This window comes from Amycolatopsis sp. NPDC043889, from assembly GCF_056435645.1.
In genome coordinates, this window is record NZ_JBWKEC010000050.1 from 26,751 (window position 1) to 39,232 (window position 12,482).

The following is a 12,482-nucleotide window of genomic DNA, read 5'->3' on the forward strand; positions in this document are numbered from 1 at the left end:
CTCCTCATCGGGATCCGCGACAGACGGCGAAGCACCACGGTGCGCGCATGCGTTGTAGCGCCGATGGAAACTCGCTGGGCATGACCGATCGGTCGGGGTTCAACGGCGCACCAGCGCGTTTGGAGCACGGACCGCGAACCTTCGTTCCGAGGCCGCACCGGATCGACGGACGGAGGCATTCGATGTCAAAGGTCCTCAGCAGACAGGGATCCCGACGAAATACCCAGCGCTCCGTGGCATTTCCCCGCCGCGGGCGGATTCGGTCATGAAGCCCACGGGGATCGCCGTCATCGGACTGGGCAACATGGGGGCCGCGATGGCGCACCGGCTACTCGAAGGCGGTTTCGCGTTGACGGTCTGCAACCGTACGACCGAGAAGGCGGCGCCGCTGGTCGCCGCTGGAGCGGTGCTCGCTGAATCGATCGAAGCCGTCGCCGAGACGGGGCTGATCTTGCTCAGCCTGAGTGACGAGGCCGCGGTCGACGAGGTGCTTTTCGGCAAATTGCTTCCCGCCCTGCGGCGAGGAACCCTGGTGATCGACACGTCCGCGGTATCGCCGGGATATGCCCGCCAGGCCGCGCGGCGGCTGGCGGACGCGGGGATACGGCGGGTGGAGGCCAGTGTGATCGGCAACCCCGGGATGGCCCGGTCCGGCGGCCTGCGGGTCTTCACCGCGGGGGAGCACGACGACGTCGAGTCCGCTCGCGAGGTGCTGAATACCTTGAGCCGCGACGGCTTTGTACACCTTGGACGGTCCGGTCAGGCCAGTGCGCTCAAACTGGCCTTCAACCTGATACTCGGCGCGCAGACGGTCGCCTTGGCCGAGGCGGTCTCGTTCGCCGCCGTCGCCGGGCTGGACCGCAAGACGCTGTTGGACGCCGTGCTGAACAGCGGCGTCCGATCGCCGGTCCTGGCTTTCCGGGCCGAATTCATGCGTACCGGACGCTACGAACCCGCCGCGTTCCGGGCACGGTTGATGGAGAAGGACGTCCGGCTCCTGCTGACGGAGGCACAGGACGCAGGATTGGCCCTCCCGCTGGCGGACGCTCTCGCCCATCGCTATGCCGGCGTCGTCGCGGCCGGCGACGGTGACAAGGACGCGGCCGTGGTCCTGGCGGCACATGAAGACACGATCCCCCGAGTCAAGGAGGAACACCAGCAATGACCACATCAGCATCGAGTGTCGACGCCGCAGGCCCGAGCGCCGTCTTCGAACTCGGTACCGCCTTTTGCACCGCCAAATGTCTCCTGACCGCACTCGAATTGAGTTTGTTCACCGTACTCGGCGATGACGAGATGACCGCGGAGGAACTGCGGGTGAAGCTGGACCTGCACCCGCGGGGAACGCCCGATTTCCTCAATGTGCTGGCCGCGCTCGACCTTCTCGAGAAGAACGACGGGCGATACCGCAACAGTGCACTGGCCGGGCGCCATCTGGTGCGGACCGGCGACGGGTACATCGGTGGCTTTCTCGAACGGGCCAATCACATGCTTTATCCGGCGTGGGGCCGCTTCGGGGAGATGTTGCGGACCGGAAAGCCCACAGCCGAAGCCGACTACATGGAGATGATCAAGGAGCCGAACCGGCTTCGCAGCTTCCTCGGCATGATGGACGCGCTCACCACCTTGATCGTGCCTGAACTGGCCAGGGCCATCGAATGGACCGCCTACCGTTCGATGGTGGACGTCGGGGGCGCGCGCGGCAATCTCACGGGTGGGCTGATCAAGGCGCATCCACATCTCTCGGGCACCGTGTTCGATCTGCCGGAGATGCGGACACCGTTCGACGAGCACATGCGCGCGCTCGGTCTCGAGGAGAAGACCACCTTCCAGGCGGGTGACTTCTTCACCGATCCGATCCCGTCCGCCGACGTGGTGGTCATCGGCCACGTCCTCCACGACTGGTCACCGGATGAATGCAGGGCATTGGTGCGTAAGGCGTTCGACGCGGTACGGCCCGGCGGCAAGCTCGTCGTGTACGACCGGATGGTGGACGAGGAAGGCACCGATCTGACCAACCTGATCATCAGCCTCGACATGATGCTGACCACGCCGGGTGGAGCGGAGTACCCGCCGTCGGAGTACCAGGGATGGCTCACGGAAGCCGGCTTCGGCTCGACAGAGGTCGCTCCGCTCGGCGAGAACGACACCGTCGTGATCGGTCACAAGGCGGGATGATCGAGTGGAGATCGGAGTCGGCCTCCCCGCGGCGGTATGCGGCGTGGTGGGCGATCAGCTCTTGGACTGGGCACGGTATGCAGACCAGGCTGAGTTCAGCTCACTGGCTACGCTGGACCGGCTCGTGTACGGCAACTGCGAATCGTTGATCGCCTTGGCCGCCTCGGCCGGTGTCACGCGGCGTATACGCCTTGCCGCGACGGTCCTGCTCGCGCCGTATCGAGGCAACCCGGCACTGCTCGCGAAGCAGCTCGCCACCCTCGACCGAATCAGTGAGGGGCGCTTGGTGGCCGGTCTCGCCGCCGGAGGCCGGGAGGACGACTTCATCGCCGCTGACCTGCCCTACGCGCGGCGAGGCCGCACTCTCGACAGCGCGGTGGAGCGAATGGTTTCCATCTGGTCGGGCGCGGAGCCCGACGGCCGCATCGGCCCGTCGCCGTATCGAGGGAGCCCGCCCTTGATCTTCGGCGGGCATACCGACATCGCGATCCGGCGAGCCGCGCGCTATGGGCAGGGCTGGATCTCCGGCGGCAGCTCGGCCAGCGGATACCGGGAGCTTGCCGAGCGCGCCCGGCGCGGCTGGGCCGCCGAAGGACGGCTGGATCAGCCACGGCTGCTGGCGCTGGCTTACTTCGCGCTCGGCCGTCAAGGCACAGAACTGGCCCGGCGTTACGTCGGCGAGTACTACGCGTTTCTCGGGGAGAGGGCGACCGACCGGATCACCAAGGGCGTGCTCACGGATCCGGTGCGAGTGCGCGAAGCCGTGGCGGCCTACGCCGACGCGGGCTGTACCGAACTGATCCTCATGCCGTGCTCGGCCGAACTGTCCCAGCTTGAACTGCTCGACGGAGCGGTGCACTGAAGGTCTTACGCCGTACCACTCAAAGACCTCGTCTGCTGATGGCCAGCATGGCATCGAGATCCGACACCTTGCTGCGGTCCCGGCCCTGTGCCTGACCCCGGTTGATCTCGTAACAGTCCAGGCGTAGCCAGTCCGACCAGGTCACGAACTCCGTGCCACGGCGGCGTAACAGTCGCGGCACGGAGTTCGGGTCCGACGACCGGGCGCGGGTTCCTTCCGCGAGGTCCTCGACAACGCTGCGCGCCGTCTCCGCCGCATCCGCCTTGTTGGTGCCGATCACGCCGGTCGGGCCGCGCTTGAGCCAACCCGCCACGTAGCACCCGGCGACCGGCCGTGCGCCGCCATCGACAATCCGTCCCTTGCGGTGAGGCAGGGTTCCGGTTCGTGATTCGAAAGGCAGCCCTGGCAACGGGTCGGCTCGATAGCCCACGGCACGGAGGACACTCTGGACCGGAAGCACCTCGCCAGGGCCGTGTTCACCCGGCCGGGTACGGGACAAGCGAAGTTCGCGCACCTCGCTGTCACCTTCGATCGCCGCCGCGCTCCGCCAGAACACCAGATGGATCCGCCGGGTGGCGTCGGTCATGGGGCGTCGCGCCCACTCCCGCAGGAGGTCGACGTTGGCTCGCGTCTGCCTGTTGGCTTCGAGTAGTTGCTCGTCCGCCTCGTCCAAGCGCAAGTCCTCGGACCGCACCAGAACGTCGACCCCGCGCAACAGGCCGAGTTCCCTGAGTTCGACGGTGGTGAACTTGGCCTGGGCGGGCCCGCGCCTGGCCACCAGGTACACGTCGGCGACGCTGCTGCACCGCAATCCGTCGAGGACGTGGTCCGGTACGTCGGTATCCACCAGCTCGCGGGGATCTTTCACCAGCAGTCTGGTCACGTCCAGCGCGACGTTGCCCGCTCCGAGTACGGCGACCTTCCTCGCATGCAGGGGAAAGTCGTTGAGCGCGTCCGGATGGCCGTTGTACCAAGAGACGAACTCGCCGGCCGGCCAGCTGCCACGCAGGTCCTCACCGGGGACTCCGAGTTCGCGATGCCCGGGGGCTCCGGTCGCGAAGATCACGGCCTCGTAGTGGGCGAGCAGGTCGTCGAGGCCGATGTCCAGGCCGAACGTCACGTTGCCGAAGAACCGGACGGCGGGATTTTCCAGCACTCGCCGCAGAACGGTGCTCACCGATTTGATCCTCGGATGGTCGGGCGCCACACCGTACCGGACCAGGCCGTACGGAGTGGGCAGGCGATCGAACACATCGACAGCCGGACTGTAGTCCGATTTCAGCAGGGCCTCCGCGGTGAACACCCCCGCGGGCCCAGAACCGACGACCGCTATTCGTGGTGTGCGGGCTGACGACACAACGATTCCCCTCCTCCGACGTGTCTCGTGCCGTCAACGCTAGGCGCGTCTCCAGGTACTGACATCGGCCTTCGGTCGCCCGATTCACTACAGAAAGTCTTGTGGCGCGAGAACCTGGCTACATCGATCGGATGACCCTTGCTTGCACAGAGCGGCTCCGGCTGACTCCTGAAGAGTCGTCGCGGTCTGTGTCGTCAGGCCGATAAGTCCAGGTCAACGCGTCGCCTGCCATGGTCGGCGGCAGCTTTGAACGCGGCTTTGGTGGGCTGTTAACCGCATCAGGATCGCTTTAGTAAGCCACCACCGATCTTCAAGGGCGGGAGTCGTACCGCCCGATAGATTGAAGGGACTCACAAGGACGCTTGAAAGAATCGGTATCCGTGCTTCGAGTGCGGGCCATCGAGTCACTGACAACTGGGGGAGCGTGCTGACGATGGAGGTCAATCTGCTGGGCCCGCTCGAAGTCTTCCGCGAGGGAGTGGTGATCACTCCGTCCGCGCCGAAACTTCGGCGGATGTTCAGTCTTCTGGCACTACAGGCCAACAATCTCGTCCGGACCAATCAGATCATCGACGAGCTCTGGGAGGACAGGCCGACAGCGAGCGCCGCCACGACATTGCAAACCTACATCTACCAACTGCGTAAGTTGCTACAACTGTCACCGGCCGAAGGCGTGCGCTCGTCCCGGCCGGCCGGTGCCGACGGCGCCGCGTTGCACACGCTGGCCAATGGCTATGTCCTCGCGCTGCCGTCGAATTCGCTTGACTCGCGCTTGTTCGAGCAACTGGCGAAGCGCAGCCGAGGTGAACTGGAATCGGGGACGGTCGAGACCGCGTCCAAGACGCTGGAGGAAGCGCTACGGCTGTGGCGTGGTCCTGCGCTCGCCGACGTCAGCACGGGACCGGTCCTGGATGCGGAGACACGACGCCTGGAAGAACTCCGCAAAGGCGTCCTTGAACAGCGGATCGAGGTGGATCTCCAGCTGGGCAAGCACAACGAGCTGCTCGGTGAGCTCACCATGCTGGGGGCGCAGTATCCCACCCACGAGGGGTTCCAGGCGAAACTGATGCTGGCTCTCTATCGAGCGGGAAGACAGGCCGAGGCGCTCCACGTGTACCACCGCACCAGGGACGCTTTGGCAACCGAACTCGGCTTGGATCCCACCGATTCACTGCAACGTTTGCAGCGGGCCGTACTGAGTGCGGATCAGAGCCTGTCATCGCCGACGCCCGGCCCGGGCACGGTTGTCACTCGCCGGTCGAGACCACCACGGCAGCTCCCACCCGACGGTACGGTTCTCATCGGCAGGCGAGCCGAGAGCACAGCGGCTCTCGAGGCGTTGTGCACTGGTCGTGGCCGGGCGGCGACGGTGGTTGTCATCGTCGGTCCTCCCGGGGTCGGCAAGACGGCGCTGTGCAACCACGTCGCGCATCAAGTCGTGGACAGGTACCCGGATGGGCAGTTCTACGCCAAGCTGCTCGACGACGACGGGAGCCCGGTCGAACCGGGTGAGGTGCTCGCCGGCTTCTTGCGCGCGGCCGGGGTGACCGACGAACGGATCCCGGCGTCGACGGACGAGCGCAGCAGGATGTTCCGTACCTGGACCACGGAACACCGGGTTCTTCTCGCGCTGGACGACGCGGTCAGTGCCGAGCAGTTGCTGCCGTTGCTTCCGTCGAGCGCGGAATGTGGAGTACTCGTGACCAGTCGGCGCCGTCTTTTCGTCGCGGCGACGAGTATGACCGTCGAACTGCTTCCGCTCACCGAGCCTGAAGGAATTCAGCTGCTGACCGGAGTTCTCGGCAGTGACCGGGTTGCCAAAAATGATCAGGCGGCCAGGGAACTGGTGAAGCTGTGCGATGGGCTCCCGCTGGCACTGCATTGGGCCGCCGGCCAGTTGCAGGTCCGGCAGCACTGGGCGATCGCCAGATCGGTCCATCGGCTCAGTACCGCGATCGACGACCCTTCGGTCGATACCGACATCCTCGGCCTGCGGGCCAGCGTCGAACGGAGCTACTCGCTGGCTCGTCCGGGCGCGCAGGACGCCTTTCGCAAGCTGGCGAAGCTCGATAACCCAAGCGTCTCGGTGGCTCTCGCGGCCAGGATGCTGGAGGTGGACGAGCAATATGCCGAGTCGTTGCTGGAGGATCTGGCCGAACTGTGGCTTATCGACGTGACGGCGTTCGACGAGCGGATCGGTCATACCCAGTACCGTTTCCTTCCCAGCCTACGTGCGATCGGCCGTAGGCTGAGCCCGCGGGAGGAACTCTGCCTGATGGCCTGAACCGACGTCGGCCCGGCACTCAGCCGGGCCGACGTCGCCGCGACCGCATGATGGTTCGGGGCCGGCGAGCACAGAATCGCGGCCGGTGCCGCCGAATCACCGGATGCCGCTGAGTCCGGTCGGCGACGATTTCTTCGGCGTAGCAGCGGATAAGTGGATGAAGCTCGTAGCTCACCGTCGAATCCGCTTCTCCGGATATCCGGAGAAGTCCGTGATCGACGAGGGTGAGCAGAATCCTGCCGCTCTCCAGCCGGTCGTAGCCGAGCAGTGAGGTCGCCTCGGCTTGGGTCAACGTGGTCTTACCGAGGGTGGCGAACTTCTGGAGCGCGAGTTGTGCCGGTCTCGGTATGACGTGGTAACTGCCGGCTATCCGCCCGCGCACGTCCAGATCGTGGAAGGACAACGCGTCGAGCCGGCGTGCACCGTTTTCGAGCTGGTGGAGCACGGTTCCGATGGGCCATCCGGACACGGAACGGAGCTGGGCACCGACCGCGCGAACGGCCAGAGGCAGTCCGCCGCACAGCTGGACTATCCGGTCCACCTGCTCGCGTTCGCCTGCGATCCGTTCCGTGCCGATCATCGCGGACAGCAGCCCGGTACTCTCGGTCGGCTCGAGTGGATCGAGACAGACCAAGCGGGATCCCGCCGCCGGGTGGATGCCACGCCGGGTGGTGACTACTACCGCACAACGCGGCCCCGCGGGCATCAGTGGCCGTACCTGCTCCGCGGAACCGACGTCGTCGAGCACGACGAGTACCCGCTTCATCGAAGTCCAAGTGCGAAAGAGTGCTGCCTTGTCTTCACGATCGGCAGGTAGTCGCTCCGCGGGAAAACCGGCGGCCATGAGAAAGCCGTTCAGTACGTCCGCCGGATCTCTCGCTCCGTCGCCACTCGTACCCAAGCATGCGTAGAACTGCCCTCCCTCGAACCGCGATCGCACACGTTGCGCGACGCGTACCGCGAAGGCGGTCTTGCCGACTCCCGGCATCCCATGCACCGACAGCACCCTCGGTGCGACGTCCGCGAGCCCAGCCGAAGTCAGCCACATGACAGCGTCCTCCACCAGGCCACCGCGGCCAATGAAGTCCGCACTGTCACCAGGCAGTTGCGCGGGGCGCTCGGTCGCGGTGGTGACCTGTGCTTTCAGGGGCGTGGCATCGGGCAACGGTTCGCCCGCCAGCACGGCCTGATGCGCATGTTGCAGAAGCTGGGAGGGCTCGAGACCCATCTCCTCGACCATTTCGCGACGAAATCGCTGGTAGACCTCCAAAGCCTCATCACGCCGATGGCAGCGGTGCAGTGCGAGCATCAGGTGGCCGTGAAACACTTCGCTGCGTGGATGGGTGATCACGAGTTCCTTCAGCTCGCTCAGCAGTTCCCGGTGCCGGCCCAGCTGCAGGTCCGCTCCGATGCGGAGTTCAAGGGCGCGGAGCCTGCTCTCCTCGAGGCCGGTGACATGCGCGGCCAGCAGGGGGCCGGTCTCCATGGCGCTCATCATCGGTTCTCGCCACAAGCTCAGGGCCTCACGTAGCGATTCCACGGCCAGACGTGGTTCGCCGCGCTCCAGCGCGCTTTCTCCGCGCTGGACCAAGTGCTCGAACCGGTGCAGATCGAGACACTGTGGTGGCATCTCGAGGAAATAGCTCTGCTGTTTGGTGTGCAACGCGAAACCGTGCTTCGACAGATGTGCAGGGAAAAGTCGACAGCGAAGTTTGTGTATATATGTGTGGACCGTCGTGCGCGCGCTGGGTGGAGGATGGTTACCCCAGAGTTCGAGAACGAGATCACCCATGTTGACCGGCGTGCTTCGTCGAAGTATCAGAAGCGCCAGAATTCTTCGCATTTTTGGTGCGCTCGGCGTGACATCTTGCCCATTGATTTCGACCGCCAAAGAACCCAGAATTTTACAATGTAAATCCACCGACTGATCCTCCCCAGTGGCACGATAAAGGGTAGCAGTTTTCGTGTTCCACGCATATCATGCCGTGGCTGGATAATATAGTGGAAAGGATCACTGTGTCAAGGAAGTCGATAAGGTGTGGCCGGTCTTCGGTTTCCTCAGTGATTGGCGGATCCGGAAAAGCGTGGTACGTGCGTTGATCACAATGTTTTCCCTGGTGACGCAGCCGTCGCGTAGTCGAATCCGCAGCTTCGCCCGTCTGTCATCGATGTTTACGTGAGGTTATGGTTCTGTGACAGCGCGGCACGTCCGGCTGTGGACTGTCGGACGCGCGGGTTGTCCGTACGGCTGACGCCACTCGGTGAATTCGTGAATTCTGATTAAGGTCGGCATTCGGTCTCGTTCGTGTTCTTCTGTCACTATGCCCTCTCGCGAAGGCGGCCAAGGACGGGTTGTGTGCGCATATACTCGCATGTGCGCCGGCGGAGCGAAGGCGCTTCTTCTCACGGCTGTTACCTGGACGGCGGTGTGTTCGGGGGATCGTTCGTGGTTCGGAGTGCGTCGGCATGTCGTGGATGAGCGGTGCGAGGCCAGTGGCGTTTCTGGCCGTGGTCGACGGAGCAATGACCGACTGTGTCAACCTTCTGGTCTATTTCGCCGATCGATTTGGCAAGGCTTTTTGCGCATGTATAGTCGCGGTTGTGACCGATTCAAAGCCTCGCCGGTCGCCGAAGCCACAAGAGCGGCGGCGGGATGCGGACCGCACGCGCCGGTCGATCCTGGATGCGGCTGTGGTGGAGTTCGCGGTGCACGGGTACGCGGGTGCGCGGATCGCTGCGATTTCGGCACGTGCCGGTGTTAACCAGCAGCTGATTTCGTATTACTTCGGGGGTAAAGAGGGCCTGTATCAGGCGATGTCGGAGAGATTAGGCCGGCGACAGAGTGAGTTGATGCCGCCGGGGGCGCCGTTGTCGGAGCAGTTGCACCGCTACGTACTGGAGGCCCTTTCCAGTCGAGATGACATGCGGCTGCTGGTTTGGTCAGGGTTGGAGTACGACGGCCCGCAGAGCGACCCAGGCCATACGTCCTGGATGAGGCGTTTGGGTGGGACGGTGGAGTACGTTACCCAGCTGCGGGAGTCCGGGAAGTTGCCGGATTGGGTCGATTCGGGGTGCCTGACGGTAATGGTGATGGCCGCCGCGATGGCACCCGTGACGTTGCCGCGCATCATCGAGGGGCTATTAGAGATCGATCCGGAGTCCCCTGAGTTCGTCGAGCGCTACGCCGACCAACTCGCCAAGCTGGTCGAATACCTGAACCTCCAGAAGTCGGACCGGCCGCCGAACACGTAGGGATGTAGCACGCAGACCTCGTGAGCGTTCAAATGCAGCCTACGGCGCCCGCGAGCGACGGGGTGACCGTGCGCGTGGCAGATGTACCGGGTCGAGGCAGCGGCGGATCTCGGTCGGGCCGGGGTTCAGTCCGGCGTCGGCGAGGCCGTCCATGCACAGGCGAGTTCTCCAGTCGGGACCGGGAGGCCGACCTTCGCCGCTGCCCTTTACCGATTCGCTTCGTCTCCCGCGCCGCACGTCCTCGCGTGGGATGGGACGTTCCAGGCGAACCGGCGTTCGGCGCTGAGGCGGAGGGCGAACTGGCGCCCGCGGATGCACGAGGCTTAGTGTCATGCGCCGGAAATTCGCTATCTAATTGGATGTGGCGATGGCGGGTCGTGGACGGTCCAAGGTCGAGTTGATCCTCAGCGATGACGAGCGTGAGACGTTGCTGCGGTAGGCGCGGTGGGCGAAGTCGGCGCAGGCGCTGGCGTTGCGGTGTCGCATTGTGCTGGCGTGCGCGGATGGCTTGTCCAATGTGGAGGTCGCGGATCGGCTCGGGGTCAACCGGATGACGGCGGGTAAGTGGCGGGCCCGTTTCGTCGCGCAGCGATTGGACGGGCTGGTCGACGAAGACCGGCCCGGCCGGCCGCGGTCGATCGCGCTCGACCAGGTCGAGGAGGTGATCGTGACAACCCTGGAACAGACTCCCCGCAACGCCACTCACTGGTCGCGCACGTCGATGGTCGAGCGGTCCGGGCTGTCGAAATCGACGATTGGCCGGATCTGGCGGGACTTCGGGCTCAAACCTCACCAGGCCGACACCTTCAAGCTGTCCACCGACCCGTTGTTCGTGGACAAGGTCATCGATGTCGTCGGGCTCCATCACAACCCGCCGGAACGGGCGGTGGTGCTGTGCGCCGACGAAAAGAGCCAGGTCCAAGCGCTGGACCGCTCCCAGCCAGTGCTGCCGGTGATGCCGGGCATGCCCGAGCGACGCAGCCACGACTACGCCCGCCACGGCATCACCAGCCTGTTCGCGGCGTTCAACATCGCGGATGGCACCGTGATCAGCGAACTGCACCGCAAGCATCGAGCCGCCGAGTTCAAGAAGTTCCTGACCACGATCGACAAAACCGTCCCCGCCGATCTCGACATCCACCTGATCTGCGACAACTACGGCACCCACAAGACCCCGGCGATCAAAGCGTGGCTCGCCAAGCATCCCCGGTTCCACATGCACTTCACCCCCACAGGATCGAGCTGGATCAACCAGGTCGAGCGCTGGTTCGGGTTCCTCGCCGATCAGCTGATCCGGCGTGGCTTTCACAAAAGTGTTGCGGCACTGGAGAAAGACATCCGCGAGTGGATCAAAGACTGGAACCAGAACCCGAAGCCGTTCGTGTGGAAGAAGACCGCCGAAGAGATCATCGACTCACTCGCACGATATTGCCAGCGAATTTCCGGGGACTGTCCCAGTAACGGTGTTTCCGGCCCGACATGCCGGGCGTGGGCTCGGCGGGATGGGCACGGTGTGTGATGACACTGGACGTTGTGACGTCACGGTCGACGGGTTAGAAGAAGGCGGCGAAGCCGCGGTCGGCGCAGGAGGAGCTGGCGGCCTCGATGGTCGCGCAGGCTCAGGCGCAGGGGCTGGGCGTTGACCGGCCCGGACGGGCTGCTCAAGCAGCTGACTAGGACGGTTCTCGAGGCGGCGTTGAACGCGGAGATGACCGAGCATCTCGGTCACGAGAAGCACCAGGCCGAGCCGGGCCGTGCCAGCGCGAACGTGCGCAATGGCACGCGGTCGAAAACGGTGGTCTCGGATGCGGTGGGCGAGGTGGAGATCGCGGTGCCGCGGGATCGGGATTCGAGTTTCGAGCCGGTGGTCGTGAGAAAGCGGCAGCGTCGGCTGGGGAGTGTGGATGAGATCGTGTTGTCGTTGTATGCGAAGGGTTTGACGACGGGCGAGATCTCGGCGCACTTTACCGAGATCTATGAGGCGTCGGTGTCGAAGGAGACGGTGTCCCGGATTACCGATCAGGTTATCGGGGAGATGGCCGAGTGGCAGTCGCGGCCGTTGGATTCGGTGTATGCGGCGGTGTTCATTGACGCGGTGCATGTGAAGATCCGGGATGGTCAGGTCGCGAACCGGCCGATCTACGCGGCGATCGGTGTCACGCTGGAAGGTCGCCGGGATGTGCTCGGGCTGTGGGCTGGCCAGGGTGGCGAGGGCGCGAAGTTTTGGATGCAAGTGTTGGTGGATCTGAAGAGCCGTGGGCTGGGTGATGTGTTCTTCGTGGTCTGTGACGGGCTGAAAGGCTTTGAGCTGCCCCGCGTCTTCCGGACAGTCGCTTAGTGGTTTCTCATGCTGCGACGTCGTGCTTCAGGTACTCGGTGTGGACTTCGTGGGGTGTCTTGTAGTCGAGTCCTGAGTGAAGACGTCGCTGATTGTAGAAGCCTTCGATATATTTAACAATAGCTTGACGGGCCTGTTCTCGGGTGGGAAATATGGTGCGGTGTACGAGTTCGTTCTTGATGCTTGCGTTTACCGATTCGGCGAGGGCGTT

At 64.4% G+C, this 12,482-nt stretch carries 8 protein-coding genes and 2 pseudogenes; 7 read left to right on the forward strand and 3 right to left on the reverse strand.

Going from position 1 to position 12,482, the window contains the following annotated elements; all coding sequences use genetic code 11:
• The first annotated feature begins 265 nt into the window (after positions 1-265).
• The 3 genes from AC0685_RS41680 to AC0685_RS41690 are packed head-to-tail and all read left to right on the forward strand — an operon-like array spanning position 266 to position 3,040.
• A complete protein-coding gene (locus AC0685_RS41680; protein WP_478230555.1) occupies positions 266-1,165 on the forward strand; it encodes an NAD(P)-dependent oxidoreductase in 900 nt (299 codons plus the stop codon).
• On the forward strand, positions 1,162-2,178 hold the full coding sequence (locus AC0685_RS41685) for a methyltransferase (RefSeq protein ID WP_478230556.1): 1,017 nt from the start codon (positions 1,162-1,164) through the stop codon (positions 2,176-2,178). Before AC0685_RS41680 ends, AC0685_RS41685 begins: the two co-directional genes overlap by 4 nt.
• Positions 2,179-2,182: 4 nt before the next feature.
• On the forward strand, positions 2,183-3,040 hold the full coding sequence (locus tag AC0685_RS41690) for an LLM class flavin-dependent oxidoreductase (RefSeq protein ID WP_478230557.1): 858 nt from the start codon (positions 2,183-2,185) through the stop codon (positions 3,038-3,040).
• A 19-nt stretch (positions 3,041-3,059) separates the two neighbouring features.
• On the opposite strand, the gene AC0685_RS41695 is transcribed toward AC0685_RS41690, so the two are convergent.
• Positions 3,060-4,397: an FAD-dependent oxidoreductase gene (locus tag AC0685_RS41695; RefSeq protein WP_478230558.1), complete on the reverse strand. Its 1,338-nt coding sequence runs from the start codon at positions 4,395-4,397 to the stop codon at positions 3,060-3,062.
• A gap of 433 nt (positions 4,398-4,830) precedes the next feature.
• Between AC0685_RS41695 and AC0685_RS41700 the strand changes: the two genes are divergently transcribed.
• Positions 4,831-6,681 (forward strand): AfsR/SARP family transcriptional regulator, encoded by a 1,851-nt coding sequence (locus AC0685_RS41700; RefSeq protein WP_478230562.1) that lies wholly within the window; start codon positions 4,831-4,833, stop codon positions 6,679-6,681.
• A gap of 19 nt (positions 6,682-6,700) precedes the next feature.
• Here the strand turns inward: AC0685_RS41700 and AC0685_RS41705 are convergent, their stop codons facing one another.
• Positions 6,701-8,572, reverse strand: coding sequence for an AfsR/SARP family transcriptional regulator (locus AC0685_RS41705; RefSeq protein WP_478230559.1), 1,872 nt, complete (start codon positions 8,570-8,572; stop codon positions 6,701-6,703).
• 602 nt (positions 8,573-9,174) lie between these two features.
• Here AC0685_RS41705 and AC0685_RS41710 point away from each other — a divergent pair.
• The 3 genes and pseudogenes from AC0685_RS41710 to AC0685_RS41720 form a co-directional block, all read left to right on the forward strand.
• Complete coding sequence (locus AC0685_RS41710) at positions 9,175-9,933, forward strand: TetR/AcrR family transcriptional regulator (protein WP_478230560.1); 759 nt, start codon at positions 9,175-9,177, stop codon at positions 9,931-9,933.
• A gap of 367 nt (positions 9,934-10,300) precedes the next feature.
• Positions 10,301-11,452 (forward strand): annotated as a pseudogene (locus AC0685_RS41715) (IS630 family transposase).
• Between the two features lie 74 nt (positions 11,453-11,526).
• Positions 11,527-12,265 (forward strand): annotated as a pseudogene (locus AC0685_RS41720) (IS256 family transposase); the annotation flags it as partial.
• 13 nt (positions 12,266-12,278) lie between these two features.
• Here the strand turns inward: AC0685_RS41720 and AC0685_RS41725 are convergent.
• A partial coding sequence (locus AC0685_RS41725; protein ID WP_478230561.1) for an integrase core domain-containing protein occupies positions 12,279-12,482 on the reverse strand: 204 nt, incomplete at its 5' end.